Origin of the sequence: Streptomyces cucumeris (genome assembly GCF_024295805.1) — a bacterium.
Lineage (GTDB): Bacteria > Actinomycetota > Actinomycetes > Streptomycetales > Streptomycetaceae > Streptomyces > Streptomyces cucumeris.
In genome coordinates, this window is the sequence record NZ_JANCLX010000039.1 from 39,384 (window position 1) to 56,866 (window position 17,483).

17 protein-coding genes are annotated in these 17,483 nt (G+C 71.5%); 6 read left to right on the plus strand and 11 right to left on the minus strand.

Translation table 11 applies throughout. The features are described from left to right. The first annotated feature begins 23 nt into the window (after positions 1-23). The 3 genes from NMK44_RS36145 (at position 24) to glxA (ending at position 4,904) form a co-directional block, all read left to right on the plus strand. Positions 24-722, plus strand: a complete 699-nt coding sequence (locus tag NMK44_RS36145) for a FadR/GntR family transcriptional regulator (RefSeq protein ID WP_254751240.1) — start codon at positions 24-26, stop codon at positions 720-722. A 339-nt stretch (positions 723-1,061) separates the two neighbouring features. Further along, positions 1,062-2,906 (plus strand): glycosyltransferase family 2 protein, encoded by a 1,845-nt coding sequence (locus tag NMK44_RS36150; RefSeq protein ID WP_254751242.1) that lies wholly within the window; start codon positions 1,062-1,064, stop codon positions 2,904-2,906. Positions 2,907-2,909: 3 nt separating this feature from the next. Next, positions 2,910-4,904, plus strand: a complete 1,995-nt coding sequence (glxA, locus tag NMK44_RS36155; protein WP_254751244.1) for a radical copper oxidase GlxA — start codon at positions 2,910-2,912, stop codon at positions 4,902-4,904. Positions 4,905-4,992: 88 nt separating this feature from the next. On the opposite strand, the gene NMK44_RS36160 is transcribed toward glxA, so the two are convergent. From NMK44_RS36160 to NMK44_RS36175, 4 genes are all read right to left on the minus strand, one after another. Then, positions 4,993-6,072 (minus strand): glycoside hydrolase family 6 protein, encoded by a 1,080-nt coding sequence (locus tag NMK44_RS36160; RefSeq protein WP_254751246.1) that lies wholly within the window; start codon positions 6,070-6,072, stop codon positions 4,993-4,995. A 315-nt stretch (positions 6,073-6,387) separates the two neighbouring features. Then, the gene (locus NMK44_RS36165; RefSeq protein ID WP_254751329.1) at positions 6,388-7,050 is read right to left on the minus strand and encodes a class F sortase; all 663 of its coding nucleotides are present in this window, start codon (positions 7,048-7,050) and stop codon (positions 6,388-6,390) included. Between the two features lie 104 nt (positions 7,051-7,154). After that, on the minus strand, positions 7,155-7,715 hold the full coding sequence (locus NMK44_RS36170; protein ID WP_254751248.1) for a hypothetical protein: 561 nt from the start codon (positions 7,713-7,715) through the stop codon (positions 7,155-7,157). A gap of 149 nt (positions 7,716-7,864) precedes the next feature. Further along, complete coding sequence (locus NMK44_RS36175; RefSeq protein WP_254751250.1) at positions 7,865-8,647, minus strand: HAD-IIA family hydrolase; 783 nt, start codon at positions 8,645-8,647, stop codon at positions 7,865-7,867. Between the two features lie 248 nt (positions 8,648-8,895). On the opposite strand from NMK44_RS36175, the gene NMK44_RS36180 reads away from it, so the two are divergent. Further along, on the plus strand, positions 8,896-9,084 hold the full coding sequence (locus NMK44_RS36180) for an antitoxin (RefSeq protein WP_254751251.1): 189 nt from the start codon (positions 8,896-8,898) through the stop codon (positions 9,082-9,084). 33 nt (positions 9,085-9,117) lie between these two features. Here NMK44_RS36180 and NMK44_RS42270 read toward each other — a convergent pair whose 3' ends face one another. Then, positions 9,118-10,965 carry a hypothetical protein gene (locus NMK44_RS42270; RefSeq protein ID WP_302889025.1) on the minus strand — a complete coding sequence of 616 codons (1,848 nt, stop codon included), beginning with the start codon at positions 10,963-10,965 and terminating at the stop codon, positions 9,118-9,120. Positions 10,966-11,132: 167 nt separating this feature from the next. Continuing rightward, the gene (locus NMK44_RS36190; protein ID WP_254751252.1) at positions 11,133-12,236 is read right to left on the minus strand and encodes an ROK family transcriptional regulator; all 1,104 of its coding nucleotides are present in this window, start codon (positions 12,234-12,236) and stop codon (positions 11,133-11,135) included. Between the two features lie 56 nt (positions 12,237-12,292). Between NMK44_RS36190 and NMK44_RS36195 the strand changes: the two genes are divergently transcribed. After that, complete coding sequence (locus NMK44_RS36195; RefSeq protein ID WP_254751254.1) at positions 12,293-13,393, plus strand: Gfo/Idh/MocA family protein; 1,101 nt, start codon at positions 12,293-12,295, stop codon at positions 13,391-13,393. Next, positions 13,390-13,902, plus strand: coding sequence for a heme-degrading domain-containing protein (locus NMK44_RS36200; protein WP_254751256.1), 513 nt, complete (start codon positions 13,390-13,392; stop codon positions 13,900-13,902). The genes NMK44_RS36195 and NMK44_RS36200 overlap by 4 nt, the downstream gene beginning before the upstream one ends. A gap of 16 nt (positions 13,903-13,918) precedes the next feature. Here NMK44_RS36200 and NMK44_RS36205 read toward each other — a convergent pair whose 3' ends face one another. The 5 genes from NMK44_RS36205 to NMK44_RS36225 all read right to left on the minus strand — a co-directional run bounded on the left by NMK44_RS36205 (position 13,919) and on the right by NMK44_RS36225 (position 17,477). Beyond that, a complete protein-coding gene (locus NMK44_RS36205; protein WP_254751258.1) occupies positions 13,919-14,809 on the minus strand; it encodes a hypothetical protein in 891 nt (296 codons plus the stop codon). Then, positions 14,806-15,288 (minus strand): RNA polymerase sigma factor, encoded by a 483-nt coding sequence (locus NMK44_RS42520; RefSeq protein WP_254751260.1) that lies wholly within the window; start codon positions 15,286-15,288, stop codon positions 14,806-14,808. Before NMK44_RS42520 ends, NMK44_RS36205 begins: the two co-directional genes overlap by 4 nt. A gap of 176 nt (positions 15,289-15,464) precedes the next feature. Next, positions 15,465-16,133, minus strand: coding sequence for a YidC/Oxa1 family membrane protein insertase (locus NMK44_RS36215; RefSeq protein ID WP_254751262.1), 669 nt, complete (start codon positions 16,131-16,133; stop codon positions 15,465-15,467). A gap of 121 nt (positions 16,134-16,254) precedes the next feature. Next, the gene (locus NMK44_RS36220) at positions 16,255-16,581 is read right to left on the minus strand and encodes a DUF6412 domain-containing protein (RefSeq protein ID WP_254751264.1); all 327 of its coding nucleotides are present in this window, start codon (positions 16,579-16,581) and stop codon (positions 16,255-16,257) included. 65 nt (positions 16,582-16,646) lie between these two features. Beyond that, positions 16,647-17,477 (minus strand): class E sortase, encoded by an 831-nt coding sequence (locus NMK44_RS36225; RefSeq protein ID WP_254751266.1) that lies wholly within the window; start codon positions 17,475-17,477, stop codon positions 16,647-16,649. Positions 17,478-17,483: the final 6 nt, after the last annotated feature.

The window sequence follows — 17,483 nt, forward strand, 5'->3', positions numbered from 1 at the left end:
CGGTGTCGGCGCATACGCGGGGGATGGCCAGGGACCTCCAGGAACGCATCAAGCGGCTGATCGTCGACCGGCGGCTGACGTCGGGGGCTCCGCTGCCCACCGAGACCGAGCTGATGGAGCTGCTCGGGGTCAGCCGCAACTCCGTACGCGAGGCGCTCAAGGCGCTCCAGGCGATGGGGATCGTGGAGATCCGGCACGGCTTCGGGACCTATGTCGGACCCATGTCGATGGCCCCGATGATCGAGGGGCTGATCTTCCGCACCGTCGCCGGGCACTACCGGGGCGAGGAGAGCCTGCTCCAGTTGCTGGAGTTGCGCGAGGCCGTGGAGACCGGGCTGATAGCGCGGCTGGCCGGGCGGATACCGGAGGCGGACCTCGCCGAGCTGGACGCGCTCGTCCGGCGGATGGAGGCGGAGGCCGAGGGCGGGGCCGTGCGGGCGGAGACGGACCGGGCGTTCCACGCCGCGCTGTACCGGAGCCTGGACAACACCCTGCTGAGCGAGGTGCTGGAGGCGTTCTGGGACGCCTTCCACCGGGTGCGCACCGATCTGGTCGACATCCCGACCGACCCCAGGGTGACCTGTGCCCAGCACCGGCGGATCCTGGAGTCGGTGCGCTCGGGTGACGCGATGTGCGCGGAAGAGGCCGTCCGCGAGCACTTCGGAAACATCCGCACACGGCTCCGCTCACCGTTCTCCGGCGCCGAACAGCCCCCCGAGTAGTCGATTTTCGGCCACCGCGTGGCCACCTCCCCGTCATGGATTTGCCACCCCCGTCCCGGTTCGCCCCGGCGGCCCAGTGAATCCGGCCATCACGGGAACGAGTCGTTCCGTCACCCAACAACGACTCGCAACAGCAAAGTTGGTGGTCGAGGCGCTACCCGGACATGCGGGATCGACTTGTCAAGGATTTACTCAGCAAATAACCAGAAGATATTCCTTCCGCATCCGTACAGGTGTGTGCCTCCACTACTGTGCCGCCTACGGCCGAGGGGGGCGGTTCCGGCCGAACAGCACCGACGACACGCGCGCACGACCGCGCGCGTGCGGGGGGAATGACTCATGACGTCGACGCCTACCGGCGCCCGGCAGCCCGCGCACGAGCCCATCGAGCGGCAGCAGCCGTACGACTCGTCCACCACCACCCGCCTGCGGCTGCCGCGCCCGCTCCGGAACGGACCCGTCCGGCACCGGCGACGGCCCCTGCCGAAGTACGACTACGAGCACTACAGCAGGCTGGCCGGACCACTCACCCGGCCCGAGCCGGACCGGCCGTACCGGGTGCGCTACCGCAGTCTGCTCGCGGACGAACCGCACCGGGTGCGGGCCGCGCTGCTGCTGGGCGCCGCCCCGCTGCTGTCCCTGGGGCTGCTGATCTGGCTGATGCAGCCCTCGCACTGGACCCAGCGGGAGGGCGCCGGCTCGACCCTGGTCGTGATGGACACCGTCATGCTGGTCTCGATCGGGCTGATCGAGCTGTTCCGCACGATGAACGTGCTGTCCAACGCCCATGCCACGCTCGTCGCCCGCGACCCCGTGCCCGTCATCCCCGAGACCGGGACCAAGGTCGCCTTCATCACCACCTTCGTACCCGGCAAGGAGCCGCTGGAGATGGTGACCAAGACGCTGGAGGCGGCGATCCGGCTGCGCCACCGCGGCGTACTGCACATCTGGCTGCTGGACGAGGGCGACGACCCGGAGGTCAAGGAGGTCTGCCGGAGGCTGGGCGTCCATCACTTCTCCCGCAAGGGCGTGGCCGAGTGGAACCAGCCGAAAGGCCCGCACCGGGCCAAGACCAAGCACGGCAACTACAACGCCTGGCTGGAGGCCCACGGCGACGCCTATGACTTCTTCGCCTCGGTCGACACCGACCACGTCCCGCTGCCGAACTACCTGGAGCGGATGCTCGGCTACTTCCGCGACCCGGACGTGGCCTTCGTCGTCGGCCCGCAGGTCTACGGGAACTACGACACGGCCGTCACCAAGGCGGCCGAGAGCCAACAGTTCCTGTTCCACGCGCTGATCCAGCGGGCGGGGAACGCCTACCGCGGTCCGATGTTCGTGGGCACCAACAACGCGGTGCGGATCAGCGCCATCAAGGCGATCGGCGGACTGTACGACTCGATCACCGAGGACATGGCCACCGGTTTCGAGCTGCACCGGCACCGCAACCGGGCCACCGGCCGCCACTGGACCTCGGTCTACACCCCGGACGTCCTGGCGGTGGGCGAGGGCCCGACCGCCTGGACCGACTTCTTCACCCAGCAGCTTCGCTGGTCACGCGGTACCTACGAGACGATCCTCAAGCAGTTCTGGAAGGCGCCGTTCAGCCTGCCGCCGGGCAAGCTCTTCAACTACACCCTGATGGTGATCTTCTATCCGATGTCGGCGCTGAACTGGATCCTGGCCGCGCTGAGCTGTGCGCTGTTCCTGGGATTCGGGGCGTCCGGCATCGAGATCGACCCCGCCATCTGGATGATGCTCTACGGCAATGCCTCCGCCCTCCAGATCGGCCTCTACATCTGGAACCGCAGGCACAACGTCTCCCCGCATGAACCGGAAGGCTCCGGCGGGGTCGCCGGAATGGTGATGTCCGCGCTGGCCGCGCCGGTCTACGCCCGTTCGCTCTTCGATGCCGTACTGCGCCGCAAGAGCCGCTTCGTGGTGACCCCCAAGGGCGACTCCTCGAGTCCCGACACCCTCTTCGGTACGTTCCGGATCCATCTTTTCTTCCTGGTGGTCTTCGGCGGGTCGCTCGCCTCTTCCTTCTACTTCGGCCACAGTCATCCAGCGATGACCGTTTGGGCATCACTCGCCCTGGCTGTCTCAGCCGCGCCGATCATCGCCTGGTGGTGGACCGTCCGCCAGGAGAAACGGAAAACGCAGCCCGCCCTTGGGGGACGATAGAAAGTGAAGTACCGACCGAGTCGTCGCACCCGCCGCTTCGGGATCGGTGCGGCGGCGATCATCGTGGTGGCCGGGATGAACGGCCCGGCCCTCTATCGCTTCAGCTCCGAGAAGTACCACACCTACAAGATCAACCAACCGGAGTACAAAGCCGAGAACGGCCACTGGGACGTGGTGAACGTCCCGGAGGAGTACCGCATCAACACCATCCACGCGGCATTGCTCCACACGGGGAAGGTGCTGCTGGTCGCGGGCTCCGGCAACAACGCCAAGAACTTCGACGCCAAATCCTTCCGCAGCGTGCTGTGGGACCCGGAGAAGAACACCTACAAGAACATCCCGACCCCCAAGGACCTCTTCTGCGCCGGGCACACCCAGCTCCCGGACGGGAAGTTGCTGGTGGCGGGCGGCACCCAGCGCTATGAGAAGCTCCGGGGCGATGTCGAGAAGGCGGGCGGACTGATGTTCGTCCACAACGAGAACCCGGACAAGCCCAAGACCTTCCCGGCCGGCACCCGCTTCACCGGCAAGGAGACCGGCAGGACCTTCGAGTCCAAGGACCCGGTCCTGGTCCCGCGCGCCAAGAAGACCAAGAGCGCCAGGACCGGAAAGGTCAAGGTCTCCCCCAGTACCGCGCGGGTGTACGTCGAGGCGCTGCGGAAAGGCAAGAAGTACCAGACCGGCACCGAGGACAATTTCCGGATCGCCGGGCTCAAGGGCAAGGACAAGCGCAACTTCTACGGCATCGCGCAGAAGCTCTCGTTCGACAAGAAGGACTTCCAGGGCATCAAGGAAGCCTATGAATTCGATCCGGTGGCCGAGCGCTACATCACGGTCGACCCCATGAACGAGGCCCGCTGGTACCCGACGCTGACCACCCTTCAGGACGGCCGGGTGCTCTCGGTCTCCGGACTGGACGAGATCGGTCAGGTCGTGCCGGGCAAGAACGAGATCTACAACCCGAAGACCAAGAAGTGGAAGTACCTCAAGAAGAAGCGGTTCTTCCCGACCTATCCGGCGCTCTTCCTCACCGACAAGGGCCGCATCTTCTACACCGGGTCCAACGCCGGATACGGCCCCGACGACAAGGGCCGGGTCCCCGGCGTCTGGGACCTGAAGAGCAACAAGTTCGACGTGGTGCCGGGCATCAGTGACCCCGGGCTGCTGGAGACCTCGATGTCCGTACTGCTGCCCCCGGCACAGGACCAGCGGTACATGGTCCTCGGCGGCGGCGGGGTCGGCGAGGACTCCCGGGCCACCGCCAAGACCCGGATCGTCGATCTGCACGCGAACGATCCGCGCTTCAAGGACGGTCCGGACCTGTACGCCGAGGCCCGCTACCCCAGCAGTGTGGTCCTCCCCGATGACACCGTGCTGACCACCAACGGCTCGGGCGACTACCGCGGCCGCGGCGACAGCAACGTGCTCAAGGCCGAGATCTACGACCCGCGGACCAACACCTCGCGTTCGGTGGCCGACCCGCTGGTGGGCCGGAACTACCACTCCGGCGCGCTGCTGCTGCCGGACGGCCGGGTGATGACCTTCGGCTCGGACTCGCTCTTCAGCGACAAGGCCAACACCAAGCCGGGCGAGTTCCAGCAGCAGATCGACATCTACACCCCGCCGTACCTCTACCGGGACTCCCGGCCGAAGCTCACCGACACCGGCCCCCGGACGGTCCGGCGCGGCGGTACGACGACATACGCCACCTCCCGCCCCTCGGCGGTCAAGAAGGTGCGGCTGATCCGGCCCAGCTCCTTCACCCATGTCACCAATGTGGAGCAGCGGTCGATCGCGGTGGACTTCGAGCGGAAGAAGGACGGCATCACGGTCCGGCTGCCCAGGGAGTCCTCGCTGGTGCCGCCCGGCTGGTACATGCTCAACGCCGTCGACAAGGAGGGCACTCCGTCGGAGGCGGTCTGGGTGAAGGTGCCCGGCGGCAAGGCCGCCAAGGCCAAGGCCAAGGCGAAGAAGGGCGCCGGAGCCGGACGGGACTGAGCGGACCCGGCGGACAAGGTGGCGCCGTTCCGGCCGGAACGGCGCCACCGGCGCTCATGCGGCGTTAACGCCCATACGGCGTCGGCGCTTATACGGCGTCGGCGTTACGGACGAGGTCGAGCGCGTACCGCGGCCACCACTGACCGGCCTTGGGGCCGCCCTTGCAGGTGCCGTCCGACTCGCCCGGACGCTTGATCCACAGATAGGCGTCGACCCGGTCGTCCCCGGTGTCGGTGGTCGGGGACTCACCCAGCGCGCGGCCCGTGGGGTTGCACCACGCCTGGTGGTCCTTCCCCGGGGCCGGTCCGTTCCCGTTCCGGCTGGTGTCGATCACGAACGGCTTGCCGCCGACCATCGCCGACAGCTTCTTGCCGTAGGCGATGTTCTCCTTCGTGGTCTGGTAGTTGGAGATATTGAGCGCGAAGCCGTCGGCCTTGGCGATCCCCGCCCGCTTCAGCGGCTGCGCCATCCGGCGCGGATCGGTGATCCAGCGCGGGTTCCCGGCGTCCAGGTAGACCTTGGTGCGCGGCAGCCCCTTGAGCTTGTCGATCGCGCCGGTCAGCAGGTCGTACCGCTCCTCGTGGAACTTCTTGGGCGTACAGCCGTCCACCACGTGCGGCAGCGCGTCGGGCTCCAGGATGACGGTCGCGGAGCGATTGCCGATCCCACGGACCGCCTTGTCCAGCCAGGCGCGGTAGGCATTGCCGTCCGCGGCGCCGCCCTTGCTGTACTGCCCGCAGTCACGGTGCGGGATCTCGTAGAAGACCAGCAGCGCGCTGCGGTCGGCCGCGGCGGCGGCGTGGGTGAAACCGCTCGCCTGCCCCTCGGGGTTGTCCAGTCCGAGCCACTCCGCGACCGGCTGGTCGGCGATCTTCTCTATCAGCCGCGCCTGGCCCCGCTCGCCCTTCTTGCGGTACGCCGCGACCTGCTTGGCGGCGCTCCCGTCCGGGTTCACCCAGTACGGCACGGTGGCCTTGGGCCGCTGCCGGGACCGCTCGGCCGAGGCGGATCGGTCGCCGTCACCACCGCCCGAGGAGCCGAAGCAGCCGGAGAGCGTCACCAGCGACAGCAGGGCTCCGGCCGTCGAGACGGCACGGGTACGGCCACGGGCGCGACGGCTGCGAAGACGGACAACGTGATGCCGACGGCGCGTGTAACTGCCGTACATCCACTCCCCCTTGGGTGCACGCTGCGAGGAACACGCCGTGGTCCCCCGGCGGGACAAGACCGGTCGAATCAATCCTTACACAACGCGCCGGAGGCTCGGGGACGCATCGGCGACCCCGGCCCGCGTTTTCGCCCCGCCGCACTAAAAGCCCCGCGGGCGGAACCGTGACGTGCCGTCATACGTCCGCGCCCGCGTCACGGCTGGTCGAGCCCACGCGGCGGAGCCGGTACCTCCGCACAGCCCCGCGCCCCTCCGGGGTGCGACCGCCGGGCCTGTGCGTGGCGGGTCTCACACCGGGCGGTGGGGAGAACCCCGTCAGCGTGAGTCACCGCCCGCGGCGCCCACCGGATGCGCCGGCTTCCCGTCCGTACCCGTCAGATACGCGGAGACCACCACATTGGCGCTGTAGGACCGGGTCTCCGGGTCGAACCGGCCCCCGCAGGTGATCAGCCGCAGTTCGGCCCGGTCCCGGGTGTGCGCCCCGTACGCCCGCCGGGCGTCGAAGCGTTCATTGGGCATCAGCTCGACGCTCTCCACGGTGAACTCCGCCGTGGTGCCGTCGGTCCGCGCGATCCGCACGGCGGCCCCGCGCCGGAGGTCGCCCAGCCCGTGGAAGACCGCGGGCCGGGACCGAGTGTCGAGATGACCCACCAACAGGGCGGCGCCCGCGGAACCGGGTTCGGGGCCTGCGCGGTACCAGCCGACCGTACCGGCCCGGTCGTACGGCGGCGGTTTGAGCGCGCCCTCACGGTCCAGACCGCCGGCGACGACCGGCGCCCGGATCCCCGCCGCCTCGATCTCGACGCTCTTCGGGCGCGCGGACGGCAGCGGGGCGTGCGCCGGGGGCAGCGGATGCGCGGGCGGGCGTCCGACCGCGGCCACATCGCCGGTCATCGGCACCGATCCGCCCGTCCCCTCCGTGGTGTCCCGGCCCCACATCCACAGGCCGAGCAGCAGCACCGCCCAGGCGACGCCCATGGCCAGCCGTCCGGCGCCGCGGAACCTCCGGGCCCCGCTCCCGCCGTCCTCGTCCCCGGAGCCGCCGCCCCGGCCGCTTCCCGTTCCGTATCCGTATCCGTCCATCACGCCCGGCCCACCCTCGGACCGGAGGGACGGCGGCGGCGCCGGTGCACCGCGAGTCCGCCCACGGCGAGCGCCGTAGCGCCGGAGAGCGCCAGGCCGTACGCCTCCGCGCCGCCGAAGTCCTCGCGCATCCGCTCACCGGCGGGCGCGCTGCCCCCGCCGCCCGCGTGCGCCGGGGCGATGGGCGAGGGCGGGTGCTCGACGGCGACGGACACCTTCTCCCGCGCGTCCGCGGCGCTCGCCGGGTCACCGCAGTCCACGGTGACCCGGTGGGCGCCGCTCGTCGCGGTGGAGCGGATCGTCGCCTCGCTGAACAGCCCGTCCCCCTCCGGCGTCAGCTCGGCGTCGTCGACGAACACCGCGGACGAGGCGGTGGCCACCTTGCCGGGACAGCCGAAGGCGCGCACCTCCACCTCGGCACCGGCGGGAACGGCGAGCGGGCCGACCCGGATCGTGGCGGAACCGTCGTGCCGCTGACCGGCGAGAGCCGGAGCGGCGACGGAACAGAGAGTGACGGAGCCCAGAACGACGGAACAGAGAGTGAGGGCGACTGAGCGCATGGTGAACCTCCTCCACTCACGAGGCTCACGCGCCCGGCCGGGGCCCGCATCCGCTGCGGACCCCGAGTGCGCCGAACGGGTCGCCCGGCGTTCCGCGGAGGTTCAGGGAGGTCCGGACGAGTTCAGGGGTCCGGAGAGGTCCGGGGCGTTCAGCGGATGCGATCGACCAGGTCGGCGATGGAGTCGACCACGCTGGACGGCCGGTAGGGGAACCGGTCGACCTCCTCGCCCTTGGTGACCCCGGTGAGGACGAGGAAGGTCTCCATACCCGCCTCAAGCCCGGCCCGCACATCGGTGTCCATCCGGTCGCCGATCATCGCGCTGGACTCGGAGTGCGCGCCGATCACATTCAGCCCGGCCCGCATCATCAGCGGATTGGGCTTGCCGACGAAGTACGGCTCCTGGCCGGTCGCCCGGGTGATCAGCGCGGCCACCGACCCGGTGGCGGGCAGCGCGCCCTCGGCCGAGGGGCCGATCTCGTCGGGGTTGGTGGCGATGAACCGCGCACCGTCGTTGATCAGGCGGATGGCCTTGGTCAGCGACTCGAAGCTGTAGGTACGGGTCTCCCCCAGCACTACGTAGTCCGGCTCCACGTCGGTGAGGACGTAGCCGATGTCGTGCAGCGCGGTGGTCAGCCCCGCCTCACCGATGACATACGCGGTGCCGTCGGGCCGCTGCTCGTCCAGGAACTGGGCGGTGGCCAGCGCCGACGTCCAGATGTTGGCCACCGGCACATCGAGCCCGATCCGGGCCAGCCGGGCCTGGAGGTCGCGCGGGGTGTAGATGGAGTTGTTGGTCAACACGAGGAAGGGCGTACCGGTCTCCCGCAGCCGCTTCACGAAGGCGTCCGCACCCGGGACGGGTATCCCCTCGTGCATCAGCACGCCATCCATGTCGGTGAGCCATGACTCGATCGGCTTGCGCTCTGCCACTGATTGCTCTCCGCTCGGTTCGACCACTGAGGGCACTGAGGGTCGGCACGACCGCGGGGACCGGGCCGACCGGCTGGCGACGCCCTCAGCCTAACCGGGCAGGACAGCGGGGTAACCGGCCGCGTCACGGTGGGCCGCGGCCGTCCAGCGCGACAGACCCGCACAGGTGTCTGATCCTGAGGAGGGGTGGCTTCCGCCCCGAGGGGTGGCTTTCGCCCCTGGACGAGCCGGACCGTAAGGAGACCGTCATGGGCATGATGGACAAGCTGAAGGGCGCGCTCGGCAAGCACCCGGACAAGACCCGGCAGGCCGCGCGCAAGGGGGCCGACACGGCGGACAAGAAGACCGGCGGCAAGTACTCGGACCAGATCCAGACCGGCTCGGACAAGCTCGACGACGAGCTGCGCCGCCGGGGCGAGGGGCCCCGGGGCCAGTAACCGCCGTATCCGCCGTATCCGCCGTAGCCGCTCTCACCGCTCGGGGCGGCGGGACTTCACCAGGAGGACGGTGCCACCGGTCAGGAGCGCGACGCTGAGCGCGCCGAGTCCCGCGAGCACGGCGCCGCGGCCCGTCTCGGCGAGCTCGGGCGGCCGGTGGTGGGACTGGTGGTCACCGTCCTCCTGTCCGCCCTTGTCATAGCCGCCGTCGTCGCCGGTCCCGGTGTCTCCGGTGTCACCGGTCCCGGTGTCGCCGGTGTCACCGGGGTCGGTGGTGCCGGGGTCTTCCAGACCGGGGTCCTCGGTGCCGGTTCCGGTGTCTCCGGTGTCACCGGGATCGGTGGCGTCAGGGTCCTCCGTGCCCGGGTCTTCGAGGCCCGGGTCTTCGGTGGCCGGGTCTTCAAGGCCGGGGTCCTCGGTGGCCGGGTCCTCGGTGCCGGTTCCGGTGTCGCCCGTGTCACCGGGCTCGGTGGCATCGGGATCCTCCAGGCCCGGGTCCGTCGTACCGGGGTCCTCGACTCCGGTGTCGGTCTCGGGATCGATGCTGACCCCGGTGTCCTCGTCGTCACCGGTGCCGTCCGTGCCGGAGTCCTCCGGTGTGGTCTCGGACGTGGTCCCGGTGTCGTCCCCGTTCTCCGTCCCGGTGTCCGTGCTGGGCGGCACCGGGGCGGGGCTCTCCTCCGCGGTCCCGCTGCCACTGCCGCTGCCACTGCCTGACGACGCGGACGGACTCGGGCTCGGAGCCGACGGCTTCACGCGGGGCGAGGTCAGCCCCCGGGTGGACGGCGCGCTCGGGGCGGCCGTGGCCTTGGTGTCGTCAGGGTTCGCGGTACCGCTGGTGCTGCCGGAGTCCGCCGTACCGCCGGTACCGCCGGAGTCTCCCGCACCGCCGGGGTCAGACGTACCGCCCGTACCACCGGAGTCCACCTTGCCGCCGTTGTCACCCGTACCACCAGGGTCCGCCGTGCCACCAGTAGCGCCGGGATCCGCCGTACCGCCCGTACCACCAGGATCCGCCGTACCCCCGGTACCGCCGGGATCCACCTTGCCGCCGTTGTCACCCGTACCACCAGGGTCCGCCGTGCCACCGGTGCCACCGGTGTCTCCCGCACCGCCGGGGTCCGCCGTACCGCCCGTACCGCCAGAATCCTTGGGCGGCGTCGTGGCATCGGAGCCGGTGCCGTCCGTTCCGTCCGTCCCGCCGGAGGCATCCGCATCCGCATCCGCATCCGTGTCGCCGACGCTGAACTCGTAGTCGTTGGACTGCCCGACCCAGTCGCCGTCGTCCTCGCGGCGCTGAACGGCGATGACGTTGGCCGTCACCTTCCCGCTCGACGCGGCAGCGCCGAAGCGGGTCCGCACCGGTACGTCCACGGTCTTGCCCGCGGGCACGGTGAAGCCGGCGAACCGGTCGTCGAAGACCCCGAGGTTCTCGTCCTGGTCCGTCGTCTCGAAGGAGACCGGCCGCCAGGTGCCGCCGTCGGCCGTCCGGTCCAGGAACTCGAAGCCGATGTCCTCGGGCCGCAGCGCACGGGCCCGGTCGACGAGCACGGCGATGGGGTGGACGGCCCGGCAGCCGGTGTCCGTGGTGTTGCGCAGCTCCAGGTACCAGGTGCGCCAGCCGCCGCCGCGCGCGTAGCGGTCCGGCCCGTCGTGGAGGCGGGCGGCGATCGGGAACTCCGTGCTGCCCTGGCCGCCGCAGACCGGCGCGGCCACCGCCGCGGCCCCGGGTCTGGTGTCCGCGCCGGTGCCGGCGGATCTGGGCTCGGCCTCGGTGTCGGCCGCGTCCGCGTGGGGCGCGAGCCCGTACAGAGCCGGGACGAGCGCGATCGCGGCCGCCGGGAGGACGGCGCGCAGGGACAGTGCGGTGGAACGGCGCATGAGTGAACCTCTGGAGTCCTACGGCGTTTCCCCGAGCAGTCCGTTCCCTTCCACCTCCGCACGGCGACACACCGCGAAGAGCGCCGATTGCCCTCGTCTGGCGGTCAACAACCCACACGATCGGCCCAGTCGGACCCGCCCCGGCTCGCCCCCGGGTCAGCCCCGGGTCAGCCGCGGGCGAAGAGCGGCGCGAGTACGAGTTCGGCCGCGCCCTCCACCACCGCGCGGTTGCCGCGCTCCACCACCTCCACCGGGACGATGGGGCGGCCGGCCCGTGCCGAGTCCTCGGCCAGCGCCGTGGAGACCCCGCGGACGTACGGGGCGGGGTCGGCCAGCACCACCCGGCCGCCGAGCAGCACCCGGTCGATGTCGAGCAGCCGCACCAGGTTGGTTGCGCCGACGCCGAGCAGCCGGGCCGCCACACCCGTCTCGCCGCCCGCGACGGCGGCGAGGCACAGCGCCTCCAGACAGCCGTGGTTACCGCAGCCGCAGCGCGGTCCGTCGAGCTGGATCACCTGGTGGCCGAACTCCCCCGCGTCCGTCCGCGCGCCCCGGTAGACGCCTCCGCCGAGCACGAGTCCGGCGCCGAGGCCGGTGCCCAGGTGGAGATAGGCGGAGGACTCGGCGGTCCCCAGGCCGAGCGCGGCGGCGTTGGTGTCCTTGTCGAGCACGACGGGGATGCCGAGCCGCCGCTCCAGCGCGTCGCGCAGCCGGAAGCCGTCCCACTGGGGGAAGCCGGTGACGCGGTGCAGCACCCCGGAATCGTGATCGAGCGGACCGGGCGCGGCGACGCCCACGCCGAGCAGCCCGCCGTCCGCGGCCAGCAGCTCACCCGCATCCTCGATCAGCGCCCGGACCTGCGTCGAGGCGGCGGTCAGCGCCCGCTCGGCCCCCGCGCCGAAGTCGAAGTCGGCGGTCCGTACGGCCACCGGGGTGCCCGCGAGGTCGACGAGGACGGCCGTCAGCTCATCGCGGTCGAGGTGCAGCCCGATGGCGTGGCGGGCGCCGGGGACCAGCCGGAGCACGGTGCGCGGCTTGCCGCCGGTGGAGGGGCGGTGCCCGGCCTCGGCGGCGAGACCCTCCGCCCTCAGCCGGGCGGTGATCTTGCTGACGGCCTGTGGGGTGAGGCCGGTGTGGGCGGCCAGCTCCAGCCGGCTGGCGCCGTCCTCGCCCGCGGCCCGCAGCAGACCGAGGACCAGCGCGGCATTGTGGCTGCGCAGGGCGGACAGATTGGCGCCGGGTCCGGCCGCCCCGGAGATGGAACCGTTCACCTTTCCATTGTGGCGCGCGCTTGCACTTTCGCAACAGCGTTGTCAAAGTGGCTGTCATGGACGACCACCACAACAGCGCCTTCCGCGTAGCACTGATCGGCTACGGCCTGGCGGGCTCCGTCTTCCACGCGCCCTTGATCGCCGCGACCGACGGTCTGGTCCTGGACACCGTCGTCACCTCCAGCGCCGAGCGGCAGCGGCAGGCCCGCGCCGAGTTCCCCGGTGTGCGCCTGGTGGACTCGGCCGATGAGCTGTGGGGCCGCGCGGACGAGCTGGACCTGATCGTCATCGCCTCCCCGAACCGCACCCATGTGCCGCTCGCCCGCGCGGCGCTTGAGGCGGGGCTGCCGGTCGTGGTGGACAAACCGCTCGCCGCGACCGCCGCCGAGGCGGAGGAGCTGGCCGCGCTCGCGGACGCGCGCGGGCTGCTGCTGAGCGTCTTCCAGAACCGCCGCTGGGACAACGACTTCCGTACCCTGCGGAAGCTGATCGCCGACGGCACACTCGGCAGCGTCCAGCGCTTCGAGTCCCGCTTCGAGCGGTGGCGGCCGCAGCTCAAGGGCGGCTGGCGGGAGTCGGGCGACCCGGCCGAGGTCGGCGGACTCCTCTACGACCTGGGCAGCCATCTGGTCGACCAGGCGCTGACCCTCTTCGGCCCGGTGCTCTCCGTCTACGCCGAGGTGGACGTACGCCGTCCCGGGGCGCGGACCGACGACGACACCTTCATCGCGCTCACCCACGCCGACGGCGTCCGCTCCCACCTCTGGATGAGCGCCACCACCGCCCAGCTCGGTCCGCGCTTCCGGGTGCTGGGCAGTGCGGCGGGCTATGTGAAGTACGGCCTCGACCCGCAGGAGGCCGCCCTCCGCGAGGGGCTGCGCCCCGGCGGTCCGGACACCGGCCCGTGGGGCGCCGAACCGGAGAGCGCCTGGGGGCGGCTGGGCGCGGGAGAGTCACCGCTGACCGGGGGCGGCACCCCCGTCGCGACCCTGCCCGGCGCCTACCCGGCCTACTACGCGGGCGTGGCCGCCGCCCTGCGCGACGGCGGCCGTCCACCGGTCACCGCCGCCGAGGCCGCGGCGGCCCTGCGCGTCCTGGAGGCGGCCCGGCTGTCGGCCGCCGAGCACCGTACGGTCCATCCGGAGGGCACGGCATGAGCACGGAGCAGACCCCCGGCCGACAGGCCGACGCCGACGGGGACGGTGACCTGATCGCCCGGCTGGAGGAGCAGGAGCGACGGCTGCGGCTGCCCCGGCTGGACAACGACGACGCCTGGCGGCTCGGCTGTCTGATCGCCGACCTCGCCCAGGAGCGCGGCGCGGCCGTCACCATCACGGTGCGCCGTGCCGGACAGCGCCTCTTCCACCGTGCGCTGCCCGGCACCAGCGTGGACAACGACGCCTGGCTGGACCGCAAGTGCCAGGTGGTGGAGCGCTACGGCAACGCCTCGTACCTCGTCGGCGCCCGCTTCCGGGCCAAGGGCACCACCTTCGAGGAATCCTCCCGGCTGGACCCGGACCGCTACGCGGCCCACGGCGGCGCCTTCCCGCTGCATGTGACGGGCACCGGGGTCATCGGCGCGGTCGCGGTCTCGGGCCTTCCGCAGGCAGAGGACCACGCACTGGTGGTGGAGGCACTGGAACGCCATCTGTCGGCCACGGCCTGATGCCCGTAGGAGGACGTCAGGTGTCCTCGCCTGCCTCTACGACCTTCTCGTAGCGCTGTTCGGCGGGCAGCGTGGGGTTCGCCGCCGCGGCGGGGTACGGCTTGGCCTGCTTCAGCGCCTCTTCGATCTCGGAGAGGCCGGAGCCGTTGAACTTCTGGGCCATACCTTCGACTTCATTGGCGGGCGGCAGGCTTTCACGCGTCTTTCCGTCGATTTCCCCCAGACCGACAGTGCCCTTGTCGTACGGCAGGACACCGCCGAGGACAGCGGCCTCGAAGCCCTGCACATCCTCATCCCAGACCAGGACGGCAATGTAGGCGTGCCCGGGCTCGATACGGGAGGTGCCGCGGAAGGTGAACTCCTGGGTACCGACGCCCTCCTCCCACCACAGGCCGGGCAGTTTCATGGTGAAGGAAGACGGCAGTCGGCGGGCCTCGGGGCGGTTGTAGAGGACATCGTCGATGACGACGCGGCCCGTACGGCCGACGTGCCCTTCGCCGCGTTTCTTCGCCGCGTCCGGGACAGGTTCGGTCTTCTCGTCGTCGACGTGGATGACCGCTACGTGATCCCCGTAGGAGACCCAGTCGGTCGTGTTCTCCAGCGGGTACCCGGCCAGAGCCTCGGCCCGCACCGGTCCGCGAGGCTTCCCGTCCGGGCTTGAGCCGAAGGTGCCGGACAGCGCCATCGCTCCCACCGCCACGGCGGCAACCCCGCATACCAGCCCGGCCACGACGGCAGGCCGACGCACCGACCAGGAGGAGGTGTGCTTCACGGGGGTGTTGCGCGTGGACCGTACTTCGTCGGCCACCCGTGCGTGGACGCGCTCATCCACGTCTTCGGGGACCATGGCGTCGTGCGCCGGGTCCATCGACCCGAGCCTTTCACGCAGCCGTTCGATCGACGTCACGTTGCTTCCCCTAACTCTCTCTCGAGGCGTCTGCGCGCTCGGTGCAGGCGCAAGGTCATGGCAGGCGTGGAACAGCCGGCTGCTCGCGCGGCGTGCGCGGGGCTCAGCCCCTCCCACGCGATCAGCAGCACTGCCTCACGTTCGGCGTCGCTCAAGCAGCCCAGCGCCGCCAGTGCACCGCTGCGCGCGGCAGTCTGCTCCTCGGCGCTGTCGGCAACCGGCAGCGTCACAGGCGTCGGGGATCCAGTACCTCGGTGAACGTGCGCCAGGGTGCGCGCCACCACGTGCCGGGCGATGCCGTACAGCCAGGGCAGGGCGGGGCCGCGCAGGCTGTGGCGTGAGGCCCAGGCCTGGCTGAATACTTCGGCCAGCGCGTCCTCGGCGTCCCGCTCGGGCATGCGCCGCATGAGGTAGCGCCAGACCTGGTGCCGGTGTTCGCGGTAGACACCCTCGAACCAGACACTGCCGCGCTGCCCCACCTGTCCCCCTCGGGTCTCAGCCGCCCGATGCCGCACCGGGCTTGTGTCTCCTCTGTGCGCCGCGGGCGGCCGTTTCTTTCACCCGCCCGGAAGAATGGTCAGTACGCGCGGTTGATCGCCGAGGTGTCGTCGTCGCATTCGACATAGTGCGGCCCGTGCCGGGCCGGGCCGCGGCGTCAGCTCGTACCGCGGTGCAGCAGGGCCCGCTCCACCGCTGTCCAGGTGGTGCTGGTCGCGAGGTACAGACCCGCCGCCAGCGGGACCAGTGCCGCGGTGAGCACGGTTCCGAAGGACAGCAGCGGCAGCACACGGGCCAGACCCGGCGCGCCGGGCACGGGCGTTTTGCGGGCGCGCCACCAGGTCCATGTCGCCACCGCCGCGATCAGCCCGAAGAGGGACAGGTAGACCAGGCCCTGCGAACCGTCCAGCGCACCGTCCCACCGGCCGCCCAGCGGGGCACCCATCAGTGTGTGGTCCAGCAGGTCACCGGCGCCGCTGCCGGTGGAGAAGACGTGGTACATGACGAAGAAGACGGGGAGTTGGACGAGGGCCGGGAGGCAGCCCGCCATCGGCGAGGCGCCCTCCTTGGCCCGCAACTCGCCCAGGGCGCGCCGCAGCCGCTCGGGGTCGTCGCGGTGGCGGCGGCTCAGTTCGGCGAACCGCGGGGCGAGTCGGGCGCGTGCCTTCTCCCCGCGCACCGCCGCACGGGTCAGCGGGTGGAGCGCGGCGCGGACGCAGAGGGTGAAGACCACGATCGCGGCGGCCGTGGCGGACGCCCCGAACAGCGGGTCGAGCCGGTCGGCGAGGGTGGACAGCAGACTGCCGAGGAAGGAGAAGAGGGACAAAGGAGAACTCCGCGGATCTCGTCGTGCCGGACGGCCGGATGGCCGGATGGGATGGATCGGCGTGACGAACCGCGCGGCGTGGCGGTACGGATGAGGGGGCGCCGGTGACGCCTTCGGACTCCTACGCCTGCGCGGCCGTCTGCGGACGACGGCCCGGCGCTCGCGGCCTCGGACGTCCCGAGGCGTCCGGGTCCCGCTGTGGAAGGAAGGCGGTACGCCGCTCACGGTCCCTGATCGCGGTGCGGATCCGGCCCGGCGGTGTGGGCACCCGGCCGTGGGAGGCCAGCAGCACGCAGGTCAGCAGCGCGGCGGCGAGGGCGGCGGTGGCGGCCGTGGTGGCGGCGAACGCGACGGCGCTCACCAGACCGGTCTGGGCCAGCAGGGCCCCGGTCAGCAGGAACAGACACACGCCCAGGTGCATCCGCAGCCGCTCGAACCGGTGGGTCATCCCGCCGCTCCCCCTGTCCGTTGCCCGTTCGCTTCCGTGCCGTCCAGTGTAGGCGCCCGCGCGCACTACCCCGCCGTGCGTGGTACGGCCGTCTTCAGCCGCCCCCACACCACCAGCCGGTAGCGGGAGGTGAATTCGGGGGTGCAGGTGGTGAGGGTGAGGTAGTAGCCCGGTTCGGTGAAGCGCTGCCCCGGATGGGCCGAGCTGTACGGCACCTTCGCGGTCACCGTGCCGTCGCGGGGCGAGGTCCGCGGCAGGGTGCGCTCCACCACATAGGTGTAGCGGGCCGCCGCGGTGTCGATGCGCACGGTGTCCCCCCGGCGCACCTCGTCGAGCTGCCGGAACGGTTCGCCGTGGGTGTTGCGGTGCCCGGCGAGCGCGACGTTCCCCGCCTGTCCCGGCTGGGCGGTGCCCGGATAGTGGCCCACGTAGCCCCGGTTGAGCACGGCCGACCGGCTGACGCCCTCGGCGACCGGGACCGTCAGCCCGATCCGCGGGATGCGCAGCACGGCGTAGGACTGGTCCCGCCGCGGGGCGCGGGCGGTCCCACCGGAGTCCTGCCCGGTGCGGGTGGCGCCGGCACGGTCGCGCTCCGGGCCCCGCCCGGCCGGTCCCGAGCCCGAGGGGTCCGCGTCCGGCGCGGAGCCGTCCGGACCCCGCGTACGCCACTCCCGCTCCAGGGCCGCCACCTCGCGCTGGGCGCCCTGCCGCGCCTGGCGGTTGGTCCACCACACCTGGTGGACGACGAAGAGCAGCATGACGACCCCCAGGGTGACCGCGAGCTCACCCCCGGTCCACAGCACCCGGGCGGCCGTCGCGCGCCGCCCCCGGCCCCGCCCCGCGGCGCCCCGCCGTAACCGCCGCTGCCGCGGCCCCTGGCCTCGTTGACGTCGCACAGCGGT

What these genes read in the sequence shown, in the direction of transcription:
- NMK44_RS36145 (WP_254751240.1), top strand. Translation starts at nt 24, where the DNA reads ATGGCCAGGGACCTCCAGGAACGCATCAAGCGGCTGATCGTCGACCGG.
- NMK44_RS36150 (WP_254751242.1), top strand. Translation starts at nt 1,062, where the DNA reads ATGACGTCGACGCCTACCGGCGCCCGGCAGCCCGCGCACGAGCCCATC.
- NMK44_RS36160 (WP_254751246.1), bottom strand. Translation starts at nt 6,072, where the DNA reads ATGTACGGCAGTTACACGCGCCGTCGGCATCACGTTGTCCGTCTTCGC.
- NMK44_RS36165 (WP_254751329.1), bottom strand. Translation starts at nt 7,050, where the DNA reads ATGGGCGTCGCCTGGGCGGTGCTGCTGCTCGGCCTGTGGATGTGGGGC.
- NMK44_RS36170 (WP_254751248.1), bottom strand. Translation starts at nt 7,715, where the DNA reads ATGCGCTCAGTCGCCCTCACTCTCTGTTCCGTCGTTCTGGGCTCCGTC.
- NMK44_RS36180 (WP_254751251.1), top strand. Translation starts at nt 8,896, where the DNA reads ATGGGCATGATGGACAAGCTGAAGGGCGCGCTCGGCAAGCACCCGGAC.
- NMK44_RS42270 (WP_302889025.1), bottom strand. Translation starts at nt 10,965, where the DNA reads ATGCGCCGTTCCACCGCACTGTCCCTGCGCGCCGTCCTCCCGGCGGCC.
- NMK44_RS36195 (WP_254751254.1), top strand. Translation starts at nt 12,293, where the DNA reads ATGGACGACCACCACAACAGCGCCTTCCGCGTAGCACTGATCGGCTAC.
- NMK44_RS36200 (WP_254751256.1), top strand. Translation starts at nt 13,390, where the DNA reads ATGAGCACGGAGCAGACCCCCGGCCGACAGGCCGACGCCGACGGGGAC.
- NMK44_RS36220 (WP_254751264.1), bottom strand. Translation starts at nt 16,581, where the DNA reads ATGACCCACCGGTTCGAGCGGCTGCGGATGCACCTGGGCGTGTGTCTG.